General features: G+C 60.3%; 24 protein-coding genes. All 24 read left to right on the top strand.

Annotation, left to right across the window (positions count from 1 at the left end):
• Positions 1 to 287 precede the first annotated feature (287 nt).
• The 24 genes from rpoB to rplR all read left to right on the top strand — a co-directional run bounded on the left by rpoB (position 288) and on the right by rplR (position 21,740).
• Entirely contained in the window at positions 288 to 4,448 is a 4,161-nt protein-coding gene (rpoB, locus tag ISP18_RS12110) for a DNA-directed RNA polymerase subunit beta (protein ID WP_380006800.1), read from the top strand.
• 25 nt (positions 4,449 to 4,473) lie between these two features.
• Positions 4,474 to 8,685, top strand: a complete 4,212-nt coding sequence (rpoC, locus tag ISP18_RS12105) for a DNA-directed RNA polymerase subunit beta' (RefSeq protein ID WP_380006802.1) — start codon at positions 4,474 to 4,476, stop codon at positions 8,683 to 8,685.
• 173 nt (positions 8,686 to 8,858) lie between these two features.
• Positions 8,859 to 9,233: a 30S ribosomal protein S12 gene (gene rpsL, locus ISP18_RS12100; RefSeq protein ID WP_115479997.1), complete on the top strand. Its 375-nt coding sequence runs from the start codon at positions 8,859 to 8,861 to the stop codon at positions 9,231 to 9,233.
• A gap of 16 nt (positions 9,234 to 9,249) precedes the next feature.
• Positions 9,250 to 9,717, top strand: coding sequence for a 30S ribosomal protein S7 (gene rpsG, locus ISP18_RS12095; protein WP_380006804.1), 468 nt, complete (start codon positions 9,250 to 9,252; stop codon positions 9,715 to 9,717).
• Positions 9,718 to 9,755: 38 nt separating this feature from the next.
• The gene (gene fusA, locus ISP18_RS12090) at positions 9,756 to 11,882 is read left to right on the top strand and encodes an elongation factor G (RefSeq protein WP_380006807.1); all 2,127 of its coding nucleotides are present in this window, start codon (positions 9,756 to 9,758) and stop codon (positions 11,880 to 11,882) included.
• Positions 11,883 to 11,931: 49 nt separating this feature from the next.
• Positions 11,932 to 13,122: an elongation factor Tu gene (gene tuf, locus ISP18_RS12085; RefSeq protein ID WP_404559524.1), complete on the top strand. Its 1,191-nt coding sequence runs from the start codon at positions 11,932 to 11,934 to the stop codon at positions 13,120 to 13,122.
• A gap of 387 nt (positions 13,123 to 13,509) precedes the next feature.
• A complete protein-coding gene (gene rpsJ, locus ISP18_RS12080) occupies positions 13,510 to 13,821 on the top strand; it encodes a 30S ribosomal protein S10 (RefSeq protein ID WP_014402136.1) in 312 nt (103 codons plus the stop codon).
• 20 nt (positions 13,822 to 13,841) lie between these two features.
• Positions 13,842 to 14,483, top strand: a complete 642-nt coding sequence (gene rplC, locus ISP18_RS12075) for a 50S ribosomal protein L3 (RefSeq protein ID WP_380006235.1) — start codon at positions 13,842 to 13,844, stop codon at positions 14,481 to 14,483.
• A gap of 11 nt (positions 14,484 to 14,494) precedes the next feature.
• Positions 14,495 to 15,097, top strand: a complete 603-nt coding sequence (rplD, locus tag ISP18_RS12070; RefSeq protein ID WP_380006238.1) for a 50S ribosomal protein L4 — start codon at positions 14,495 to 14,497, stop codon at positions 15,095 to 15,097.
• Positions 15,094 to 15,387 (top strand): 50S ribosomal protein L23, encoded by a 294-nt coding sequence (gene rplW, locus ISP18_RS12065; protein ID WP_380006241.1) that lies wholly within the window; start codon positions 15,094 to 15,096, stop codon positions 15,385 to 15,387. Before rplD ends, rplW begins: the two co-directional genes overlap by 4 nt.
• Before the next feature lie 17 nt (positions 15,388 to 15,404).
• Positions 15,405 to 16,226 carry a 50S ribosomal protein L2 gene (gene rplB, locus ISP18_RS12060; protein WP_380006243.1) on the top strand — a complete coding sequence of 274 codons (822 nt, stop codon included), beginning with the start codon at positions 15,405 to 15,407 and terminating at the stop codon, positions 16,224 to 16,226.
• Positions 16,227 to 16,238: 12 nt separating this feature from the next.
• Positions 16,239 to 16,511 (top strand): 30S ribosomal protein S19, encoded by a 273-nt coding sequence (rpsS, locus tag ISP18_RS12055; protein WP_188792860.1) that lies wholly within the window; start codon positions 16,239 to 16,241, stop codon positions 16,509 to 16,511.
• A 1-nt stretch (position 16,512) separates the two neighbouring features.
• A complete protein-coding gene (gene rplV, locus ISP18_RS12050; RefSeq protein WP_380006247.1) occupies positions 16,513 to 16,848 on the top strand; it encodes a 50S ribosomal protein L22 in 336 nt (111 codons plus the stop codon).
• A gap of 13 nt (positions 16,849 to 16,861) precedes the next feature.
• The gene (gene rpsC, locus ISP18_RS12045) at positions 16,862 to 17,623 is read left to right on the top strand and encodes a 30S ribosomal protein S3 (RefSeq protein WP_380006249.1); all 762 of its coding nucleotides are present in this window, start codon (positions 16,862 to 16,864) and stop codon (positions 17,621 to 17,623) included.
• Positions 17,624 to 17,634: 11 nt separating this feature from the next.
• Positions 17,635 to 18,048 (top strand): 50S ribosomal protein L16, encoded by a 414-nt coding sequence (gene rplP, locus ISP18_RS12040; RefSeq protein ID WP_380006252.1) that lies wholly within the window; start codon positions 17,635 to 17,637, stop codon positions 18,046 to 18,048.
• Entirely contained in the window at positions 18,048 to 18,233 is a 186-nt protein-coding gene (rpmC, locus tag ISP18_RS12035; RefSeq protein WP_128899626.1) for a 50S ribosomal protein L29, read from the top strand. Before rplP ends, rpmC begins: the two co-directional genes overlap by 1 nt.
• Positions 18,234 to 18,245: 12 nt before the next feature.
• Positions 18,246 to 18,506, top strand: coding sequence for a 30S ribosomal protein S17 (gene rpsQ, locus ISP18_RS12030; RefSeq protein WP_284400476.1), 261 nt, complete (start codon positions 18,246 to 18,248; stop codon positions 18,504 to 18,506).
• Positions 18,507 to 18,521: 15 nt separating this feature from the next.
• Positions 18,522 to 18,890: a 50S ribosomal protein L14 gene (gene rplN / locus ISP18_RS12025; RefSeq protein ID WP_115477106.1), complete on the top strand. Its 369-nt coding sequence runs from the start codon at positions 18,522 to 18,524 to the stop codon at positions 18,888 to 18,890.
• A gap of 14 nt (positions 18,891 to 18,904) precedes the next feature.
• Positions 18,905 to 19,219 (top strand): 50S ribosomal protein L24, encoded by a 315-nt coding sequence (rplX, locus tag ISP18_RS12020; protein ID WP_284319937.1) that lies wholly within the window; start codon positions 18,905 to 18,907, stop codon positions 19,217 to 19,219.
• 12 nt (positions 19,220 to 19,231) lie between these two features.
• Positions 19,232 to 19,771 (top strand): 50S ribosomal protein L5, encoded by a 540-nt coding sequence (rplE, locus tag ISP18_RS12015; protein ID WP_126673165.1) that lies wholly within the window; start codon positions 19,232 to 19,234, stop codon positions 19,769 to 19,771.
• 15 nt (positions 19,772 to 19,786) lie between these two features.
• The gene (gene rpsN / locus ISP18_RS12010; protein WP_284400473.1) at positions 19,787 to 20,092 is read left to right on the top strand and encodes a 30S ribosomal protein S14; all 306 of its coding nucleotides are present in this window, start codon (positions 19,787 to 19,789) and stop codon (positions 20,090 to 20,092) included.
• Positions 20,093 to 20,403: 311 nt separating this feature from the next.
• Positions 20,404 to 20,799: a 30S ribosomal protein S8 gene (rpsH, locus tag ISP18_RS12005; protein WP_380006259.1), complete on the top strand. Its 396-nt coding sequence runs from the start codon at positions 20,404 to 20,406 to the stop codon at positions 20,797 to 20,799.
• Between the two features lie 10 nt (positions 20,800 to 20,809).
• The gene (rplF, locus tag ISP18_RS12000; protein WP_380006262.1) at positions 20,810 to 21,337 is read left to right on the top strand and encodes a 50S ribosomal protein L6; all 528 of its coding nucleotides are present in this window, start codon (positions 20,810 to 20,812) and stop codon (positions 21,335 to 21,337) included.
• 49 nt (positions 21,338 to 21,386) lie between these two features.
• Positions 21,387 to 21,740 carry a 50S ribosomal protein L18 gene (rplR, locus tag ISP18_RS11995; protein ID WP_380006770.1) on the top strand — a complete coding sequence of 118 codons (354 nt, stop codon included), beginning with the start codon at positions 21,387 to 21,389 and terminating at the stop codon, positions 21,738 to 21,740.
• Positions 21,741 to 21,747 lie beyond the last annotated feature (7 nt).

Raw genomic sequence — 21,747 nt, 5'->3', positions numbered from 1 at the left:
CGCTTCAGATGGTTGCATGGCAGTCATCTGAGAACCAAGGATGGCTCTTCGTGAATCAGGTGCCTGGCGCACCTGATTCATCGGAGCCAAGACCCTTGGATTTGGCGATTCAGAAAAGGGCAGGAGCCTTTTTCAGAACATTAGGCAAGGACGCATTGGATATAGGGCATCGCGAATAGGACTTTGTGACTCGAGAGTCTCTATTCACGATCCCCCAGATCCAAGTTTTCCCAATTTAGCCGGTGTGTGCACCACCGGCGCCACAGCGAACCGAGGCGTCACCGACCATGACCTACTCGTTTACCGAGAAGAAGCGCATCCGCAAGGATTTCGGCAAGCGTCCGCCCGTACTGGGCGTGCCCAACCTGCTGACAATCCAGACCGATTCCTACCGTGAATTCCTGCAGGAGGACGTTGCTCCCAAGCAGCGCGAAGACAAAGGTCTGCACGCCGCCTTGAAGTCCGTGTTCCCGATCGTGAGCTATTCGGGCAACGCGGCCCTTGAATACGTCGATTACCGCCTCGGTGAACCGCCGTTCGACGAACGCGAATGCCGCAACCGCGGCATGACCTTCGGCGCACCACTGCGCGTGACCGTGCGTCTAGTGATCTACGACAAGGACAGCCCGGCCTCGAGGAAGGCCGTCAAGTACGTGAAGGAACAGGAGGTCTACATGGGCGAAATTCCGCTCATGACCGACACCGGTACCTTCATCATCAACGGCACTGAGCGCGTGATCGTGTCGCAGCTGCATCGCTCGCCGGGCGTGTTCTTCGATCACGATCGCGGCAAGACGCACAGCTCGGGCAAGCTCTTGTTCTCCGCGCGCGTGATTCCTTATCGTGGTTCCTGGCTCGACTTCGAGTTCGACCCGAAGGATGCGCTGTTCACCCGTATCGATCGTCGCCGCAAGCTGCCGGTGACGGTGCTGCTGCGCGCGCTCGGTTATACCAACGAAGAGATGCTGTCGATCTTCTTCGAGCACAACGTATTTCATCTCGGCAAGAAGGGCGGCACCACGCTCGAACTGGTCGCTGAGCGCCTGCGCGGCGAAACGCTGAGCTTCGATCTGATGATCGGCGACAAGGTGCTGGTGGAAGCCGGCAAGCGCATCACGGCGCGTCATGTGCGCCAGCTCGCAGCCGAGAACATTACTGCGTTGGAAGTGCCGGACGACTATCCGATCGGCCGTATCCTGGCCATTGACATCGTCGATCCGAAGACCGGCGAGCTGCTGGCCTCGGCGAACGACGAAATCTCTGCCGAGCAGTTGGAAAACTTCCGCAAGGCCGGTATCGAAACGCTGCCCACGCTGTACGTGAACGATCTCGATCGTGGCGCGTACATCTCGCATACCCTGCGCATCGACAACACTAAGACGCAGCTCGAAGCGCTGGTGGAAATCTATCGCATGATGCGTCCGGGCGAACCGCCGACCAAGGAAGCTGCGCAGAATCTGTTCTTCAATCTGTTCTTCACCTTCGACCGTTACGACTTGTCGGGTGTAGGCCGTATGAAGTTCAACCGTCGCGTCGGCCGCAAGGAGATCCTCGGCCCCGGCGTGTTGTATGACCGCAAGTACTTCGGCGAGCTGAAGAATGAAGACGCACAGGCGCTAGTTGTTGCGCAGGGTGAACAGTCCGACATCCTCGATGTGCTCAAGGTGCTGATCGACATCAAAAACGGCCACGGCACGGTCGATGACATCGACCACCTCGGCAACCGTCGCGTGCGCTCGGTCGGCGAGATGGCCGAAAACACCTTCCGCATCGGCCTGGTGCGCGTGGAGCGCGCCGTGCGCGAGCGTCTGTCGCTGGCGGAGGCCGAAAGCCTCACGCCGCAGGATCTGATCAACGCCAAGCCGGTTGCGGCGGCGGTGAAGGAATTCTTCGGTTCCTCGCAGCTCTCGCAGTTCATGGATCAGAACAACCCGCTGTCGGAAGTGACGCACAAGCGTCGCGTGTCCGCGCTGGGGCCGGGCGGTCTGACGCGCGAGCGTGCGGGCTTCGAAGTGCGCGACGTGCATCCCACGCACTACGGTCGCGTCTGCACTATCGAAACGCCGGAAGGTCCGAACATCGGTCTGATCAACTCGCTCGCCGTGTACGCGCGCACCAATCAGTACGGCTTCCTCGAGACGCCGTACCGCAAGGTCGTGAACGGTAAGGTCACCAATCAGGTGGATTACCTGTCGGCGATCGAAGAAGGCGACCACGTGATCGCGCAGGCGAACTCGCCGCTCAGCAAGGATGGTGGCTTCGTCGAAGACTTCGTGTCTTGCCGTTTCCGTGGCGAATCCGAGCTGCGTCCGTCGTCCGAGATCAATTACATGGACGTCTCGCCGATGCAGACGGTGTCGGTCGCGGCGGCGTTGGTGCCGTTCCTGGAGCACGACGACGCAAACCGCGCGCTGATGGGCGCGAACATGCAGCGTCAGGCCGTGCCGACGCTGCGTTCGCAGACACCGCTGGTGGGTACGGGCATCGAGCGGGCCGTGGCGCGCGATTCGGGCGTCATCGTCACAGCCAAGCGCGGCGGTGTGATTGACCAGGTTGACGCGGGCCGTATCGTGGTGCGCGTTAACGAGAGCGAAGTCGGCGAAAGCGATGCCGGCGTCGATATCTATACGCTGACCAAGTACACCCGTTCCAACCAGAACACCAACCTCAACCAGCGCCCGTTGGTGAACGTGGGTGACGTGGTGGCGAAGGGCGACACGCTGGCCGACGGTTCGTCAACGGACCTCGGCGAGCTCGCGCTCGGCCAGAACATGCTGATCGCCTTCATGCCGTGGAACGGCTATAACTTCGAAGACTCGATCCTGCTCTCCGAGCGCGTCGTGCAGGAAGATCGCTACACCTCGATCCACATCGAGGAGCTGTCCTGCATCGCGCGCGACACCAAACTGGGTGCGGAAGAAATCACCGCCGACATCCCGAACGTGGGTGAACAGGCGCTGGCCCGTCTGGATGAATCCGGCATCGTGTACATCGGCGCAGAAGTGAAAGCCGGCGACATCATGGTCGGTAAGGTCACGCCGAAGGGTGAGAGCCAGCTCACGCCGGAAGAGAAGCTGTTGCGTGCGATCTTCGGTGAGAAGGCGTCCGACGTGAAGGACAGCTCGCTCCGCGTGCCACCTGGCATGGACGGCACGGTGATCGACGTGCAGGTGTTTACGCGCGATGGTATCGAGAAGGACAAGCGCGCGCGTCAGATCGAAGAAATGGAAATCAAGCGCATCCGCAAGGACTTCGACGACCAGTTCCGCATCCTCGAAGGCGCCATCTACAACCGTATGCGCGCGCAGCTCGTTGGCAAGGTCGCCAACAGCGGTCCGGCTGGCCTCAAGCGTGGTGTGGAAATCACCAACGACTACCTCGACGGCCTGAAGAAGGACGATTGGTTCAAGGTCAACGTCAAGGACGAGGACGTCACCGAATTCCTCGAGCGTGCGTCCGAGCAGGTCAAGCGCCACAAGGAAGAGTTCGACAAGCGCTTTAAGGAGAAGCAGGCGAAGATCACGCAAGGCGACGATCTCGCGCCGGGTGTGCTCAAGATGGTTAAGGTGTTCCTGGCCGTGAAACGCCGTATCCAGCCGGGCGACAAGATGGCTGGCCGCCACGGTAACAAGGGCGTGGTGTCCAACGTGGTGCCAGTGGAAGACATGCCGTACATGGCTGACGGTACGTCGATCGACATCTGCCTGAATCCGCTGGGCGTGCCTTCGCGTATGAACATCGGCCAGATTCTGGAAGTGCACTTGGGCTGGGCCGCAAAAGGCCTGGGCAAGAAGATCCAGCAGATGCTCGAAGCGCAGGAGAAGGTGGCGAAGGTCCGCGAGTTCCTCGACCAGATCTACAACCACCACGTTGCAGGCGCCGTGCAGCACGTCGACCTGAAGTCGCTCACCGATGGGGAAATCCTCACGCTGGCGAAGAATCTTCAGGAAGGTGTGCCGATGGCCACGCCGGTGTTCGACGGTGCCGAGGAGCAAGAAATCAAGGCAATGCTGAAGCTAGCGGATCTGCCCCAGTCGGGTCAGACCATGCTGTACGACGGCCGCACCGGCGAGGCGTTCGATCGTCCGGTCACCGTCGGCTACATGCATTACCTGAAACTCAACCACTTGGTCGACGACAAGATGCACGCCCGCTCGACCGGTCCGTACTCGCTCGTCACCCAGCAGCCGCTGGGCGGCAAGGCGCAGTTCGGCGGTCAGCGTTTCGGCGAAATGGAAGTCTGGGCACTGGAAGCTTACGGCGCGGCGTACACCCTGCAGGAAATGTTGACGGTGAAGTCCGACGACGTGCAGGGCCGCAACCAGATGTACAAGAACATCGTCGACGGCAACCACGAGATGGCGGCAGGCATGCCGGAATCCTTCAACGTGTTGGTGAAGGAAATCCGTTCGCTCTGCATCGACATCGACCTGGAAGAGATCAAGTAACCCGCGGGTTACAGGAGCTTATGCAATGAAAGATTTGCTCAATCTGTTCAATCAGCAGCGCACAACGCCGGAGTTCGATTCGATCAAGATCGCTCTGGCGTCGCCGGAGCTGATCCGTTCCTGGTCGTACGGCGAGGTGAAGAAGCCCGAAACGATCAACTACCGCACCTTCAAGCCGGAGCGTGACGGCCTGTTCTGCGCCGCCATCTTCGGTCCGGTGAAGGACTACGAGTGCCTGTGCGGCAAGTACAAGCGCATGAAGCACCGCGGCGTGGTCTGCGAAAAGTGCGGCACCGAAGTTACGCTGGCCAAGGTGCGCCGCGAGCGCATGGGCCATATCGAGCTGGCCAGCCCGGTCGCGCACATCTGGTTCCTCAAGTCGCTGCCCTCGCGCATCGGCCTGATGCTGGACATGACCCTGCGTGATATCGAGCGCATCCTGTACTTCGAAGCCTTCGTGGTGATCGATCCAGGTTTGACCGCGCTTGAGCGCGGTCAGCTGCTCAGCGAAGATCAGTATCTGGAAGCGGTGGAAGAGCACGGTGACGAGTTCGACGCTCGCATGGGTGCCGAGGCTGTCTTCGAGTTGTTGAAGTCGCTCGACCTGCCGGGCGAAGTGATCCGCCTAAAGGAAGAGATCGCTTCCACCAACTCCGAGACCAAGCTCAAGCGTCTTACCAAGCGCGTGAAGCTGATCGAGGCCTTCATCGAATCCGGCAATCGTCCGGAATGGATGGTTATGACCGTGCTGCCCGTGCTGCCGCCGGACTTGCGTCCGCTGGTGCCGCTGGATGGTGGCCGTTTCGCAACCTCAGATCTCAATGATCTGTATCGCCGCGTCATCAACCGCAACAACCGTCTGAAGCGTCTGCTCGAACTCAATGCACCCGACATCATCGTGCGCAACGAAAAGCGCATGCTGCAGGAATCGGTCGACGCGCTGATGGACAACGGCCGTCGCGGCCGCGCCATCACCGGCACCAACAAGCGCGCACTGAAGTCGCTCGCCGACATGATCAAGGGCAAGCAGGGACGTTTCCGCCAGAACCTGCTCGGCAAGCGCGTGGACTACTCCGGTCGTTCGGTGATCGTCGTCGGTCCGACGCTGCGCCTGCATCAGTGCGGCCTGCCGAAGAAGATGGCGCTGGAGCTGTTCAAGCCCTTCATCTTCGCCAAGCTGCAGGCGCGTGGCGAAGCCACCACCATTAAGGCGGCCAAGAAGCTGGTCGAGCGCGAAGAGCCGATGGTGTGGGATATCCTCGAAGAGGTGATCCGCGAACATCCGGTCCTGCTCAACCGCGCTCCGACGCTGCATCGTCTCGGTATCCAGGCGTTCGAGCCGAAGCTGATCGAAGGTAAGGCCATCCAGCTGCATCCGCTGGTGTGTACCGCGTTCAACGCCGACTTCGACGGCGACCAGATGGCCGTGCACGTGCCGCTGTCGATCGAAGCGCAGTTGGAAGCGCGCGCGCTGATGATGTCGTCCAACAACATCCTGTCGCCAGCGAACGGCGAGCCGATCATCGTGCCGACGCAGGACGTGGTGCTGGGTCTGTACTACATGACGCGCGAGCTGGTGAATGCGAAGGGCACTGGCATGGTGTTCTCCAGCATCACCGAAGTACGTCGTGCCTACGACAACCGCGTGATCGAACTGCACGCCAAGATCAAGGTGCGCCTGAAGCAGGTGCATGTGCACGAAAACGGTGAGCGCACCAGCAGCATCTCGCTGGTGGAAACCACCGTTGGTCGCGCGCTGCTGGCCGAAATCACGCCGGAAGGTCTGCCTTTCGAGCTGGCCAACACCGAGCTCACCAAGAAGAACATCTCGCGCCTGATCAACGCGTGCTATCGCCGTCTGGGTCTGAAGGACACGGTGATCTTCGCCGACCAGCTGATGTACACCGGCTTCCGTTTCGCGACGCGCGCCGGCATCTCCATCGGCATCGACGACATGATCATTCCGGACGAGAAGAAGCCGATCCTGGAAGAAGCCGAGAAGGAAGTGGTCGAGATCCAGGAGCAGTACCAGTCCGGTCTCGTCACCGCCGGCGAGCGTTACAACAAGGTCGTGGACATCTGGTCGCGCACTAACGAACTGGTCGCCAAGGCGATGATCGACGGTATCGGTACCGAGAAGGTGACCGATGCCGAAGGCAAGACGGTCAACCAGAAGTCGATGAACTCGCTGTACATCATGGCCGACTCGGGCGCGCGTGGTTCGGTGGCGCAGATTCGTCAGCTCGCCGGCATGCGCGGCCTGATGGCGCGTCCGGATGGCTCGATCATCGAGACGCCGATCAAGGCGAACTTCCGCGAAGGCTTGAACGTGCTGCAGTACTTCAACTCCACGCACGGTGCTCGTAAGGGCCTTGCGGATACGGCGTTGAAGACGGCGAACTCCGGTTACCTCACCCGTCGTCTGGTCGACGTGGCGCAGGACGTAGTCATCACCGAAACCGATTGCGGCACCGAAAACGGCCTCACCATGCAGCCGATCGTGGAAGGCGGCGACGTGGTCGAACCGCTGCGCGAGCGCGTGCTCGGCCGCGTGGTGGCCGAAGACGTATACGGTCCGGGCGAGAGCGACGAGCCAATCGTCACTCGCGACACGCTGCTGGACGAAGCGCTGGTCGAGAAGCTCGATAAGGCCGGCGTGCAGTCCATCCAGGTGCGTTCGTCCATCACCTGCGGAGCGCGTCACGGCGTTTGCGCGCTGTGCTACGGCCGCGACCTCGCGCGCGGTCACCTGGTGAACATGGGCGAAGCCGTGGGCGTAGTTGCCGCGCAGTCGATCGGTGAGCCGGGTACCCAGCTGACTATGCGTACGTTCCACATCGGTGGTGCGGCGTCGCGTGCGGCTGCGGTGGACAACGTGTCGGTGAAGACCACCGGCGCAGTAAAGTTCAACAACTTGAAGACCGTGCAGCACACCCAGGGTCATCTGGTGGCGGTGTCGCGTTCGGGCGAAGTGTCGGTCATCGACGCCAACGGCCGCGAACGTGAGCGCTACAAGGTGCCGTACGGCGCCACCATCACCGTCAAGGATGGTGCGCCGGTCAAAGCTGGTCAGACGATTGCCAACTGGGATCCGCATACCCATCCGATCGTGTCGGAAGTGGCGGGTGTGGTGCGCTTCATCGACTTCATCGATGGCGTCACCGTACAAAGCCAGACCGACGAGCTCACCGGCCTGGAATCGGCGGTGGTGACCGATCCGAAGCGTCGCGGTACCGCGGCCAAGGATCTGCGTCCGATCGTGCGTCTGGAAGACAGCAAGGGTCGCGAGCTCAAGCTGCCGGGCACCGACGTGTCGGCGCAGTACTTCCTGCCGGCCGGTGCGATTGTGTCGATTCAGAACGGTGCCGAAGTGGGTGTGGGTGACGTGGTCGCCCGTATCCCACAGGAAACCTCCAAGACCCGCGACATCACCGGTGGTCTGCCGCGCGTGGCTGACTTGTTCGAAGCGCGTAAACCGAAGGAGCCGGCGATCTTGGCCGAGCGTTCAGGTGTGATTAGCTTCGGCAAGGACACCAAGGGCAAGCAGCGCCTGATCATCAAGGACAGCGACGGCAACGAGCACGAAGAGCTGATTCCGAAGTGGCGTCAGGTCATCGTGTTCGAAGGCGAACACGTGGAGAAGGGCGAAACCGTGGTAGACGGCGAGCCGAATCCGCACGACATCCTGCGCCTCTTGGGTGTCGAGCAATTGGCTGCGTACCTGGTCAAGGAAATCCAGGACGTCTACCGCTTGCAGGGTGTGAAGATCAACGACAAGCACATCGAAACGATCATCCGTCAGATGTTGCGGAAGGTCGAGATCACCGAGACGGGCGAAAGCCACTACCTGCGTGGTGAGCAGGTGGAGCGTGTGCGGATCAACCTCGAGAATGATCGCGCAGCAGCCCGTAACGAGCGTCCGGCCGAGTTCCAGTCAGTGTTGCTGGGTATCACCAAGGCATCGTTGGCGACCGAGTCGTTTATTTCGGCAGCCTCGTTCCAAGAGACCACTCGCGTCCTCACCGAAGCGGCGGTCCGTGGTACGCGTGATACCTTGCGTGGTCTGAAGGAAAATGTTATTGTCGGCCGTCTGATTCCGGCAGGTACGGGTCTGGCTTATCACGCACAGCGTCATCGCCAGGGCGGGTTGACCGCCTCGGAACTGGAAACCCTTTCCGGTTCCTCTCAAGTCTCCTTCGCGGAGGCGCCGGTAGGCACTGATGCAGGTATCGAGTAAGCCACGCGGCTTACTCGCCGACATACGAAATGAGGCGCATGGAATGCGCCTCGTGTTCGAGTCAAGGATGGCGGGCGTTTTCTTGCCTGAGGTAAGGCGCCCATGTTAAATTCCCGCTTCTCGGCAGACCGGTTTATTCGGTCTGCCTTTATGTTTCCCAGGAATAGCTAGGCATGACGACAGTCAATCAGCTGGTGCGCAAATCCCGCAGCCCGAAGAGCTACAAGAGCGCTTCGCCGGCTCTGCAAAGCAGTCCGCAACGCCGCGGCGTCTGCACGCGCGTTTACACCACCACCCCCAAGAAGCCGAACTCGGCCCTGCGCAAGGTCGCCAAGGTGCGCCTGACCAACGGTTACGAGGTCATTAGCTACATCGGCGGTGAAGGTCACAACCTCCAGGAGCACTCGGTGGTGCTTATCCGCGGCGGCCGTGTGAAGGATCTGCCTGGTGTGCGTTACCACACCGTACGTGGCAGCCTCGACTGCGCCGGCGTCACCAAGCGCCGCCAGGCTCGTTCGAAGTATGGCGCCAAGCGCCCGAAGAGCTAATTGAAGGACATCTACTATGTCGCGTAAAGGTTCCCATCCCGCCCGTCTGGTCCTGCCCGATCCCAAGCATGGCAGCCAGCTTATCGCCCGCTTTATCAACATGGTGATGAAGAGCGGCAAGAAGTCCGTCGCTGAAGCCATCGTCTATGGCGCGCTGAATCACCTCGGCGAAAAGCACGCCGAGCCGGTGCAGCTGGTCGAGAAGGCGCTCGGCAACATCGCTCCTGCCGTCGAGGTGAAGTCCCGTCGCGTCGGTGGCGCCACCTATCAGGTGCCTGTCGAAGTGCGTCCGGGTCGCCGTATGGCGTTGGCCATGCGCTGGGCGATTGAGGCTGCGCGCAAGCGCGGTGAAACGTCCATGCCGCGCAAGCTGGCTGCCGAGTTGCTGGAAGCATCGGAAAACCGTGGTGGCGCCATCAAGAAGCGTGAAGAAACGCATCGCATGGCCGAGGCCAACAAGGCCTTCTCGCACTACCGCTGGTAAGCAAGGCAGCAAGACAGCACGGATTCGAGGTTAGTATCGTGGCACGCACTACTCCCATTGAGCGCTACCGCAACTTCGGCATCATGGCCCACATCGATGCTGGTAAGACCACCACCACGGAGCGCATCCTGTTTTACACTGGCGTCAGTCACAAGATTGGCGAGGTGCATGACGGTGCCGCGACCATGGACTGGATGGAGCAGGAGCAGGAGCGTGGCATCACCATCACGTCGGCGGCAACGACGGCGTTCTGGAAGGGTATGGATCGCTCTCTGCCCGAACACCGGTTCAACATCATCGACACGCCAGGCCACGTGGACTTCACCATCGAGGTGGAGCGTTCGTTGCGCGTGCTCGATGGTGCGGTGTTCGTGTTGTGCGCAGTGGGTGGTGTGCAGCCGCAATCCGAAACCGTGTGGCGCCAGGCTAACAAGTACGGCGTGCCGCGCCTTGCGTTCGTCAACAAGATGGACCGCACCGGCGCCAACTTCGAAAAGGTCGTGGACCAGCTGAAGTCGCGTCTGGGTGCCCATCCCGTACCGATGCAGGTGCCGATCGGCGCTGAAGAGAACTTCGAAGGCGTGATCGATCTGCTCAAGATGAAGGCGGTCGTCTGGGATATGGAATCCCAGGGTATGAAGTTTGAATACCAGGATATCCCTGCCAATCTGAAGGATGCTGCCGACAAGGCGCACAGCTTCATGGTGGAGTCGGCCGCCGAGACGTCCGAAGAGCTGATGAACAAATACCTGGAAGAGGGCGACCTCTCCGAGGCAGAAATCATAACCGGCCTGCGTGCGGGTACGCTGTCCAATGCCCTGATTCCGGTCTTCTGCGGTAGTGCGTTCAAGAACAAAGGCGTGCAGGCTATGCTGGACGCCGTGATTCAGTTGCTGCCGTCGCCGGCCGATCGTCCGCCGGTGAAGGGCATCGATGAGAGTGAGAAGGAGGCTAGTCGTCCTGCGGATGACAGCGCGCCGTTCTCCTCACTTGCGTTCAAGATCATGACCGACCCATTCGTCGGCTCGCTGACCTTCTTCCGCGTCTACTCCGGCACGCTCAATGCAGGCGACCAGGTGTACAACTCGGTCAAGGGCAAGAAAGAGCGCATCGGTCGCATCTTGCAGATGCACGCTAACGAACGCCAGGAAATTAAGGAAGTGCGCGCGGGCGACATTGCCGCTGCGGTGGGTCTGAAGGACGTCACCACTGGCGATACGCTGTGCGCACAGGACCACGTCATCACTCTGGAGCGTATGACGTTCCCGGAGCCGGTGATCTCCATGGCGGTCGAGCCGAAGACCAAGTCCGACCAGGAAAAGATGGGTATCGCGCTTAGCCGTTTGGCAGCGGAAGATCCGTCATTCCGCGTGCGCACCGACGAAGAGTCCGGCCAGACCATCATCTCCGGCATGGGCGAACTGCATCTGGACATCATCGTCGACCGTATGCGTCGCGAGTTCAACGTCGAGGCGAACGTCGGCAAGCCGCAGGTGGCCTATCGCGAAACGATCCAAGGCTCTTACAAGGCGGACTTCAAACACGCAAAGCAATCCGGTGGTAAGGGTCAGTACGGCCACGTGGTGATCGAGTTCTCGGCGATGACCGAGGATGATCGCAAGAACTCGGATGTGAAGGACGACTTCCTGTTTGTCAACGACATCACGGGTGGCGTAGTTCCGAAGGAGTACATCCCGTCTGTCGAGAAAGGCCTGCGCGAGTCCATCACCAGCGGACATCTGGCCGGCTTTCCGGTAGTGGGTGTGAAGGCAAAGCTGGTGTTCGGTTCGTACCACGACGTTGACTCGTCCGAAATGGCCTTCAAGATCGCTGCCTATGGCGCGTTCAGGGAGCTCTTCAAGGAAGGTGCGAAACAGTCTAAGCCGATCTTGCTTGAGCCGATCATGAAGGTGGAAGTCGTGACGCCGGAGGACTACCTCGGTGACGTCATGGGTGACATCAGTCGTCGTCGTGGCGTGTTGCAGGGCTCTGACGACACCCCGTCTGGCAAGGTCATCAATGCGATGGTCCCGCTGGGGGAAATGTTCGGTTACGCAACTGCGCTCCGTTCGCAGACGCAGGGCCGCGCCACCTTCACGATGGAATTCGATCATTACGAGCCGGCGCCGAACAATATCGCCGAACAAGTTATGAAGAAGGCCTGAGAAGGTTTTCTTTACTAAACAACATCGTTCTTTTTCAGAGGTTCAAACCATGGCAAAGGGTAAATTCGAACGCACCAAGCCGCACGTAAACGTGGGCACGATCGGTCACGTGGACCACGGCAAGACGACGCTGACGGCGGCGCTGACGAAGATCGGTGCAGAGCGTTTTGGTGGTGAATTCAAGGCGTACGATCAGATTGACGCGGCGCCGGAAGAGAAGGCGCGCGGGATTACGATCTCGACGGCGCACGTGGAATACGAATCGCCGACGCGCCACTACGCGCACGTGGATTGCCCAGGCCACGCCGACTACGTGAAGAACATGATCACGGGTGCGGCGCAGATGGATGGCGCGATCCTGGTGTGCTCGGCGGCCGACGGCCCGATGCCGCAGACGCGTGAACACATCCTGCTGAGCCGCCAGGTGGGCGTGCCGTACATCGTGGTGTTCCTGAACAAGGCCGACATGGTGGACGACGCCGAGCTGCTGGAGCTCGTCGAGATGGAAGTACGTGAGCTGCTGAGCAAGTACGACTTCCCGGGCGACGACACACCGATCATCAAGGGCTCGGCGCTGAAGGCGCTGGAAGGCGACCAGTCGGAGATTGGCGTGCCGGCGATCATTGCGCTGGTGGATGCGCTGGACACCTACATTCCCGAGCCGGTGCGCGTGCTGGACAAGGCGTTCCTGATGCCGGTGGAAGACGTGTTCTCGATCTCCGGTCGCGGCACGGTGGTAACCGGTCGCGTGGAGACGGGCATCATCAAGGTCGGCGATGAAGTCGAGATCGTGGGTCTCAAGGCCACCGTCAAGACCACGGTGACCGGCGTGGAAATGTTCCGCAAGCTGCTGGATCAGGGCCAGGCGGGCGACAACGTGGGCCTACTGCTGCGCGGTACGAAGCGTGAAGACGTGGAGCGCGGCCAGGTGCTGGCCAAGCCGGGTTCGATCACGCCGCACACGGACTTCGAAGGCGAGATCTACGTGCTGTCGAAGGAAGAGGGTGGCCGTCATACCCCGTTCTTCAGCAACTACCGCCCGCAGTTCTATTTCCGCACGACGGACGTGACCGGTGCGATCAAGCTGCCGGAAGGCACCGAGATGGTGATGCCGGGCGACAACGTGAAGATCACGGTGACCCTGATCGCCCCGATCGCGATGACCGAAGGCCTGCGTTTCGCGATTCGCGAAGGCGGCCGCACGGTGGGTGCGGGCGTCGTCGCCAAGATCGTCAAGTAAGTTGATGGTCGAAAGCCGCCCGCACGCGGGCGGCATTTCTTAAGATGCTTGTCACACGCCCGTAAATCGGCTATAGTTGTCAAGTTCTAGTTGCCGGATATGTCCGGCGACCTACCGCGAAATGAGGCACAGGAAGTGCTTCGAGTTCGCTAACAAGGATGTTGCGGGTCCCGGGGATTGAGTCTAAACCTCTGTCGCCAAATGGGTTCCGCATAACGTTACCTGTCTGGGCAGGCCGCAAAACGGCCTGCCCGGCGTTTTAAGGTCTCCTGAGCATCGAAATGCCTGGTGCTCCTTGTAGGGTTTGCAGTGCAATTAAGGGTTGTGCGAGGTGGTGAGAAGCCACTTCGATTCACAAATTCGTTCTTTAGATAACAGGACACGGTTATGGCGAACCAAAAGATTCGCATTCGACTCAAGGCGTTCGATCATCGTCTGATTGACCGTTCGGCCAGTGAAATCGTCGAGACGGCCAAGCGCACCGGCGCTACGGTTCTTGGTCCGATTCCGCTTCCGACCAAGATTGAGCGTTACACCATTCTGGTGTCGCCGCATGTCGACAAAGACGCTCGCGATCAGTACGAGACCCGCACCCACAAGCGTGTGCTGGATATCGTCGATCCCAACGACAAAACCGTGGACGCGCTTATGAAGCTCGATCTCGCCGCTGGCGTTGACGTTCAGATCAAGCTTGGTTAAGTGATAGACAGGATACGAACATGAGTATCGGACTGGTTGGCCGCAAATGCGGCATGAGCCGACTCTTCACTGAAGACGGGCGCTCGATTCCGGTGACGCTGATCGAGGCGACACCGAACCGCGTGACACAGGTGAAGACGGAAGATAACGATGGTTACAGCGCGGTGCAGGTCACCGCGGGCGTCAAGCGCGCCAGCCTGCTAACCAACCCGGAAAAGGGCCATTACGCCAAGGCGAAGGTCGAGCCGGGTCGTGGTTTGTGGGAATTTCGCCTGAATTCGGCTGACGCCGGCAAGTATGTCGTTGGCGCCGAAATCAAGGCTGAGGAAGTGTTCACGGTTGGCCAGGTCGTTGATGTGGCCGGTGTCAGCAAGGGTAAGGGCTTCCAGGGCACGATCAAGCGCCATGGTTTCACCATGGGCGACGCGACCCACGGTAATTCGCTGTCGCATCGCGCGCCGGGTTCGATCGGTCAGCGTCAGACCCCAGGTCGCGTGTTTCCGGGCAAGAAAATGTCGGGCCACATGGGTGCGGTGAACCGCACCGTGCAGGGTCTGGAAGTGGTCAAGGTTGACGCCGAGCGTCATCTGATCGCGGTGAAGGGCGCGGTGCCGGGTGCAACCGGCGGCGACGTCGTCATCCGCCCGACCACCAAAGGTTGAGGAGAGACGGCATGGAACTGAATGTTATTGGCGCCAAGCCGCTCAGCGTGTCGGACGAAGTGTTCGGCGGTGAGTTCAAGCAGGCCCTGGTGCACCAAGTCGTGGTTGCTTACCAGGCTGGTGGTCGTGCCGGTACGCAGTCGCAGCTTTCGCGCAGCGACGTGTCTGGTACTACCAAGAAATTCAAGAAGCAGAAGGGCGGCGGTGCTCGCCATGGCGACTATCGCGCTCCGATCTTTGTGGGCGGCGGTGTGACGTTCGCGGCCAAGCCTCGTAGCTATGAGCAAAAGGTCAACCGTAAGTCCTATCGCGTGGCGATCCGCTCCATCCTGTCGGAGCTAAACCGCCAGGGCCGTTTAAAGGTGGTCGAGGGCTTCGGCATCGACCACCCGAAGACCAAGGCGATGGTCGCCAAGCTGGCCGAACTCGAAGTATCCGGTCGCGTGCTGCTGGTGTCGGAAGACGCGAACGAAGCGCTGTACTTGGCCTCGCGCAATATCCCTTACCTGCATGTGCTGGATGTGCTCGCGCTGAACCCGGTCAGCCTGGTCGGCTCGGACTACGTGGTGATGACTGTTGAAGCGGTCAAGAAGGTCGAGGAGTGGCTGGCATGAGCAACGAACGCATTCTGAATACGCTGCGCGCGCCGCACATTTCCGAGAAGGCGGCCCGTTTGGCCGAGAACAACCAATACGTATTCGTGGTTGCCCCCGAAGCAACCAAGGCTGATGTCCGTGCAGCGGTCGAGAAAATGTTTGACGTGAAAGTCGAGCAGGTGAATCTCGTCAATGCCAAGGGTAAGGCCAAGTCCTTCCGTTTCCGCGCGGGCAGTCGTCAAGGCAAGCGCAAGGCATACGTTCGCCTTGTCGAAGGCCAAACGATCGACGTGGCGGCTAAGGCCTGAGCCAGGAGTTCCGACAGATGGCACTAATTAATCACAAGCCAACCTCGCCGGGTCGTCGTGACGCCGTCAGCGTCCGCACCGAGGGGCTGCACAAGGGCGCGCCGTACGCGCCGTTGACCGAAAGTCAGTCGAAGACGGGTGGCCGCAACCATTTCGGTCGCATTACTACGCGTCATCGCGGCGGCGGTCACAAACAGGCTTACCGCATCATCGATTTCAAGCGCGACAAAGAAGGCATCGCTGCCAAGGTCGAGCGTCTGGAATACGATCCGAACCGCACCGCGCACATCGCGCTGCTGTGCTACGCCGATGGCGAGCGCCGCTACATCATCGCGCCGGCTGGCGTGGCGGTGGGCGACCGTCTGGTCTCGGGTCACGATGCGCCGATCAAGGTCGGTAATAGCCTGCCACTGCGCAATATTCCCGTCGGTTCCACCGTACATTGCGTGGAAATGAAGCCTGGTAAGGGCGCACAGATTGCGCGTTCGGCCGGCGCCTCAGTGCAGCTGATCGCACGCGAATCCGGTTATGCCACCCTGCGTTTGCGCTCCGGCGAAATGCGTAAGGTGCCGGTGGATTGCCGCGCGACCATCGGTGAAGTCGGCAATGCCGAGCATAGTCTGCGCAAGCTGGGCAAGGCCGGTGCCACCCGCTGGAAGGGCATTCGCCCGACCGTTCGCGGTGTGGTGATGAACCCGGTTGACCATCCGCACGGCGGTGGTGAGGGCCGTACCTCCGGTGGCCGTCACCCGGTCAGTCCATGGGGTGTGCCGACCAAGGGCTACAAGACTCGTAACAACAAGCGCACACAGCAGTTCATTGTGCGTCGTCGCAAGTAATAGGAAACCGTCATGCCGCGTTCTTTGAAGAAAGGTCCCTTCGTTGACCTTCATCTCATTAAGAAAGTGGAAACTGCGGTTTCCACCAATTCCAAGCGTCCGATCAAGACTTGGTCGCGTCGCTCCATGATCCTGCCGGAAATGGTGGGATTGACCATCGCCATCCACAACGGTCGCCAGCACGTGCCGGTACTAGTGAACGAGAACATGGTCGGGCATAAGCTCGGCGAGTTCGCGGTCACTCGTACTTTCAAGGGCCATGGCGGCGATAAGAAGGGCAAGTGAGATGAGCACTGAAGCCAAAGCGATCCTGCGCAGCGCTCGCATTTCAGCGCAGAAGGCACGCCTGGTAGCTGACCTGGTCCGCGGTATGTCCGTGGGCCGAGCCAGTGACGTGCTCCAATTCACCAACAAGAAGGCCGCGCACATTGTTCGCAAGGTGCTGCTGTCGGCCGTCGCCAACGCCGAAAACAATCTCGGCGCCGATGTCGACGAGCTGAAGGTCTCGCGCATCTTCGTGGACGAAGGTCCGGCGATGAAGCGCATGTATGCCCGCGCCAAGGGGCGCGGTTCGCGCATCCTGAAGCGCACCAGCCACATCACCGTGGTCGTTGGTAACTAAGAGGACGTAGACGATGGGTCATAAAGTTCATCCCACCGGTATCCGCCTCGGCATTGCCAAGGACTGGAATTCGAAGTGGTACGCCAATAAGGGCGATTACGCCAAGTATCTCGCTGCTGACCTCAAGGTCCGCGAAATGCTCCGCAAGAAGCTGGCTGCTGCCGGTATCTCGAAGATCCAGATCGAGCGCCCAGCCAAGACCGCCCGCGTGACGATCCACACTGCCCGTCCGGGCGTGGTGATCGGCAAGAAGGGCGAGGACATCGAGAAGTTGCGTAAAGAAGTCAGCGATATGATGGGCGTTCCGGCGCACATCAACGTAAATGAAGTGCGCAAGCCCGAGCTCGATGCGCAGTTGGTGGCGGAGTCGATCGCACAGCAGCTTGAGCGCCGCATCATGTTCCGTCGTGCCATGAAGCGCGCAGTGGGCAATGCGATGCGCCTAGGTGCGCTGGGCATCAAGATCAATGTGTCCGGTCGTCTGAACGGCGCCGAGATCGCACGTTCCGAGTGGAGCCGCGAAGGTCGCGTGCCGCTGCACACCCTGCGTGCGGACATCGACTACGGCACCGCCGAGGCGAAGACCACCTACGGCATCATCGGCATCAAGGTCTGGGTCTACAAGGGCGAGATCTTCGACTTGTCCCAGGTCGGCCAGGAGCCGAAGGAAGAGCAGTCCGCGCAACCACGCCGTGAGCGTGAAGGTGGCGAAGGGCGTCGTGAATCGCGCCGCGATCGCGAGGGCGGCGAAGGCCGCCGCGAGCGGACGAAGTAAGGAGAGTTGCCATGTTGCAACCCAAGCGAACCAAATACCGCAAGCAGTTCAAGGGCCGCAATGACGGTCTGGCCTTCAGCGCCAATCTCGTCAGCTTCGGCGAGTACGGTCTCAAAGCCACCACACACGGTGCACTCACCGCGCGTCAGATCGAAGCAGCTCGTCGTTGCATCACGCGTTTCGTGAAGCGCGGCGGCAAGCTGTGGATCCGCGTGTTCCCGGACAAGCCGATCACCAAGAAGCCGATCGAAGTCCGAATGGGCGCCGGCAAGGGTGGCGTAGAGTTCTGGGTCGCCCCGATCCAGCCGGGCCGCATGCTTTATGAAATCGAGGGCGTCGACGAGACTACCGCGCGCGAGGCGTTCCGCCTGGCCGCTGCCAAGTTGTCGGTGCAGACCCAGTTTGTGACCAGAGCGGTGATGTGATGGCCATCAAAGACCTAACAACGAAGTCGGCCGAAGAGCTGAAGCAGCACCTGCTGGATCTGCGCAAGGAGCAGTTCAACCTGCGCATGCAGAAGGGCACCGGCCAGCTCAATCAGCCGCACCAACTGCGCCGTGTTCGGCGCGATATCGCCCGCACGAAGTTCGTGCTCGGCGGCAAGAAGTAAGGGACGGCCGACATGAGCGACAACCAAAAGCAGGCGCGCACCCTTGAGGGTCGCGTCATCAGCAACAAAATGGAAAAGACGGTCACCGTACTGATCGAGCGCCAGGTGCAGCATCCGCTGCTGGGCAAGATTGTACGCCGTTCCACCAAGCTCCATGCGCAGGATGACATCGGCGCGAACGAGGGCGACGTGGTCCGCATCGCGGAATGCCGTCCGCTGTCCAAAACTAAACATCACCGCGTGGTCGAAATCGTCACGCGCGCCGAAGCGTAAGGGGAGGGTGCAGACATGATCCAGATGCAAAGCACGCTTTCCGCCGCCGACAACAGTGGCGCCAAGGAACTGATGTGCATCAAGGTGCTCGGCGGCTCCAAGCGCCGTTACGCCGCGATCGGTGACGTAATCAAGGTCACCGTGAAGGATGCCATTCCGCGCGGCAAAGTGAAGAAGGGCGAGGTGTACAACGCCGTGGTGGTTCGCACCGCCAAGGGTGTGCGCCGCGCCGACGGCTCGCTGATCCGTTTCGACGGCAATGCGGCTGTTCTCCTCAACAACAAGCTCGAGCCAATCGGTACCCGTATCTTCGGGCCGGTCACTCGCGAGCTGCGCGGCGAGAAGTTCATGAAGATCGTCTCGCTTGCACCCGAAGTGCTCTGAGCGGAGATAGACCCATGAACCGTATCCGCAAGGGTGATCAGGTCATCGTGATCACCGGCAAAAACAAAGGTCAGCGCGGCGACGTGCTGCGCGTTGAAGGTGATCGCGTGTTCGTCTCCAACGTCAACCTGGTCAAGCGTCACACCAAGGCGAATCCGCAGGCCAACCAGCCGGGCGGCATCGTGGAGCGTGAAGCTTCGATCCATATTTCTAATGTGCAGCTGTTCAACCCCGCCACGAACAAGGGTGAACGCGTCGGCTTCAAAGTGCTCGCAGATGAGCGCAAAGTCCGCGTATACCGTTCTTCGGGCGAGGTCGTGGACGCGTAAGGAACACAAGTCATGACGCGCCTTGAAAACTTTTATAAAGAACAGGTCATCCAGAAGCTCACCGAGCGTTTTGGTTACCAGAATGTGATGCAGGTTCCCCGCATCACCAAGATCACGCTGAACATGGGCGTGGGCGAAGCCGCGGGCAACAAGAAAGTGCTCGAGAATGCCGTGGCGGATATGACCAAGATTGCCGGTCAGAAGCCGATCACGACCAAGGCGCGCGTGTCCGTGGCCTCGTTCAAGATCCGCGATGGCTGGCCGATCGGCTGCAAAGTCACCTTGCGCCGTGCCCAGATGTGGGAATTTCTGGATCGCCTGATCAACATCTCGCTGCCTCGCGTTCGCGACTTCCGCGGTGTGTCAGGTCGGGCCTTCGATGGCCGTGGTAACTACAACTTCGGCATCAAGGAACAGATTATCTTCCCGGAAATCGACTTTGACGCGATCGACGCGATGCGCGGTATGGACATCTCCATCACCACCACCGCTAAGTCCGACGAAGAAGCCAAGGCGCTGCTGGAAGCCTTTAGCTTCCCGTTCCGCAACTGATACGCGAGAGAATCCATGGCCAAGACCTCAATGGTTAACCGCGATATCAAGCGGACCAAAATCGTCAAGAAGTACGCCGCCAAACGCGCCGAACTGAAGGCGATCGTGCTGAACCCGAAGTCCTCCTACGAGGACAAGATGGAAGCGCAGACCAAGCTGCAGAAGCTGCCGCGTGACGCCAGCCCCAGTCGTCAGCGCAACCGTTGCGAACTGTCGGGCCGCCCGCGTGGCGTGTACCGCAAGTTCGGCCTCGGCCGTAACAAGCTGCGCGAAGCCACTATGCGCGGCGACGTTCCGGGCCTGCGCAAGGCCAGTTGGTAAGCCAGTCGCAATGATTCCTCTCCCGTCCAGGGAGAGGGATGAGCGAGGGATTGACCTCGCCAGTATTTGGTTGGCTCCGGGACTTCGCTTTGAGCCCAGGAATCAACAAGCCTGACTCCTTACCTCCCCAGCTCTCTCAGGAGAAACGGAAGTAAGGGTTACGACTACTTTGTCGCATCAGTATTCGCAAAAGCCGGAAAAGGCTGATAAGATTGACGGTCTGCACGTCGCAGGCTGGTCCGTCTGCCAGCTCACAATCTAAATTGATTTCCGGTTTTATCGGATATCGGTGCACTCTGAAGGAAGTTTTCATGAGCATGACTGATCCCATCGCCGATTTGTTTACGCGCATCCGCAATGCCCAGGCTACGGGCAAGCAGGCTGTCAGCGTACCGTCGTCGAAGCTGAAGGTGGCGCTGGCCGACCTTCTCAAGAACGAGGGCTACATCCTCGACGCCAAGACCTCCACTCAGGAGGGTAAGCCGGTGCTCGAGATCAAGCTCAAGTATTTCGAAGGCCGTCCGGCGATCGAGCGTATCGAGCGCATTAGTCGTTCGGGTCTGCGCGTGTACCGAGGCAAGGACGAACTGCCGAAAGTGCTCGGCGGCCTGGGCATTTCGATCATTTCGACGTCCGGCGGTCTGTTGACCGACGCGCAAGCTCGCGCCAGGGGCGTGGGCGGCGAAGTCATCGGCCTGGTCGCGTAAGGAGTTTTCGATGTCTCGTGTTGCCAAGAAACCCATCAATCTGCCCAAGGGCGTCGAGCTCAAGGTTGCCGAGGACAGCATTGCCGTGAAGGGCCCGAAGGGCACCTTGTCGGTTCATACGCTGCCGGGCGCTTCGGTGTCGGTCGAGAACGGCGTGGTCAACGTCCAGGTTGCCGAAGGCGCCGAGGATAAGTTCGGCGGCACCATCCGTGCACTGTTGGCCAACATGGTCAAGGGCGTCTCCGAAGGTTATGAGCGCAAGCTGGAATTGGTCGGCGTAGGTTACCGCGCGTCGATGGCCGGCAAGTCGCTCAATCTGAGCCTCGGCTTCTCCCACCCGGTCGTGTTCAACGCGCCGGAAGGCATCACCCTCGAGACCCCCTCGCAGACCGAAATCCTGATCAAGGGTTCGGACAAGCAGTTGGTCGGCGAGGTTGCCGCCAAGATTCGTGGCTATCGTCCGCCGGAACCCTACAAGGGCAAGGGCGTGCGCTATGCCGGCGAGAAGATCACCCTGAAGGAAGCCAAGAAGGCGTAATGGCGGGTTTGTACCGCTAACTAGCCGATCCGCTTTCTGGAGACACATGATGAACAAGAATGAAGCCCGTCTGCGCCGCGCCAAATCCACGCGCTCTCATATCCGTAAGCTCGGCGTGCCTCGTCTGTCGGTGCATCGCACCGGTCAGCACATCTACGCCCAAGTGTTCGATGCTTCGGGTGTGAACGTAGTGGCGGCTGCCTCCACCGTGCAGAAGTCGCTGGCCGAGGGCCTGAAGGGCACCAAGAACATCGAAGCTGCCGCTGCGGTAGGCAAGGCGGTTGCCGAGCGCGCGAAAGCTGCCGGTATCGAAGCCGTTGCGTTCGACCGCTCCGGGTTTCGCTATCACGGCCGCATCAAGGCGCTTGCCGATGCCGCTCGCGAAGCTGGTCTCAAGTTCTAAGTAGTAA

This window comes from Dyella humi (assembly GCF_044904605.1).
In the GTDB taxonomy this organism is placed as follows: Bacteria; Pseudomonadota; Gammaproteobacteria; order Xanthomonadales; family Rhodanobacteraceae; genus Dyella_B; species Dyella_B humi.
The sequence above is the reverse complement of the archived record's forward strand: the minus strand, read 5'-3'. Positions and strand labels throughout refer to the sequence as shown.

Coding starts and splice junctions, on each gene's coding strand:
- rpoB (WP_380006800.1), top strand. CDS start 288: ATGACCTACTCGTTTACCGAGAAGAAGCGCATCCGCAAGGATTTCGGC.
- rpoC (WP_380006802.1), top strand. CDS start 4,474: ATGAAAGATTTGCTCAATCTGTTCAATCAGCAGCGCACAACGCCGGAG.
- rpsL (WP_115479997.1), top strand. CDS start 8,859: ATGACGACAGTCAATCAGCTGGTGCGCAAATCCCGCAGCCCGAAGAGC.
- rpsG (WP_380006804.1), top strand. CDS start 9,250: ATGTCGCGTAAAGGTTCCCATCCCGCCCGTCTGGTCCTGCCCGATCCC.
- tuf (WP_404559524.1), top strand. CDS start 11,932: ATGGCAAAGGGTAAATTCGAACGCACCAAGCCGCACGTAAACGTGGGC.
- rpsJ (WP_014402136.1), top strand. CDS start 13,510: ATGGCGAACCAAAAGATTCGCATTCGACTCAAGGCGTTCGATCATCGT.
- rplC (WP_380006235.1), top strand. CDS start 13,842: ATGAGTATCGGACTGGTTGGCCGCAAATGCGGCATGAGCCGACTCTTC.
- rplD (WP_380006238.1), top strand. CDS start 14,495: ATGGAACTGAATGTTATTGGCGCCAAGCCGCTCAGCGTGTCGGACGAA.
- rplW (WP_380006241.1), top strand. CDS start 15,094: ATGAGCAACGAACGCATTCTGAATACGCTGCGCGCGCCGCACATTTCC.
- rplB (WP_380006243.1), top strand. CDS start 15,405: ATGGCACTAATTAATCACAAGCCAACCTCGCCGGGTCGTCGTGACGCC.
- rpsS (WP_188792860.1), top strand. CDS start 16,239: ATGCCGCGTTCTTTGAAGAAAGGTCCCTTCGTTGACCTTCATCTCATT.
- rplV (WP_380006247.1), top strand. CDS start 16,513: ATGAGCACTGAAGCCAAAGCGATCCTGCGCAGCGCTCGCATTTCAGCG.
- rpsC (WP_380006249.1), top strand. CDS start 16,862: ATGGGTCATAAAGTTCATCCCACCGGTATCCGCCTCGGCATTGCCAAG.
- rplP (WP_380006252.1), top strand. CDS start 17,635: ATGTTGCAACCCAAGCGAACCAAATACCGCAAGCAGTTCAAGGGCCGC.
- rpmC (WP_128899626.1), top strand. CDS start 18,048: ATGGCCATCAAAGACCTAACAACGAAGTCGGCCGAAGAGCTGAAGCAG.
- rpsQ (WP_284400476.1), top strand. CDS start 18,246: ATGAGCGACAACCAAAAGCAGGCGCGCACCCTTGAGGGTCGCGTCATC.
- rplN (WP_115477106.1), top strand. CDS start 18,522: ATGATCCAGATGCAAAGCACGCTTTCCGCCGCCGACAACAGTGGCGCC.
- rplX (WP_284319937.1), top strand. CDS start 18,905: ATGAACCGTATCCGCAAGGGTGATCAGGTCATCGTGATCACCGGCAAA.
- rplE (WP_126673165.1), top strand. CDS start 19,232: ATGACGCGCCTTGAAAACTTTTATAAAGAACAGGTCATCCAGAAGCTC.
- rpsN (WP_284400473.1), top strand. CDS start 19,787: ATGGCCAAGACCTCAATGGTTAACCGCGATATCAAGCGGACCAAAATC.
- rpsH (WP_380006259.1), top strand. CDS start 20,404: ATGAGCATGACTGATCCCATCGCCGATTTGTTTACGCGCATCCGCAAT.
- rplF (WP_380006262.1), top strand. CDS start 20,810: ATGTCTCGTGTTGCCAAGAAACCCATCAATCTGCCCAAGGGCGTCGAG.
- rplR (WP_380006770.1), top strand. CDS start 21,387: ATGAACAAGAATGAAGCCCGTCTGCGCCGCGCCAAATCCACGCGCTCT.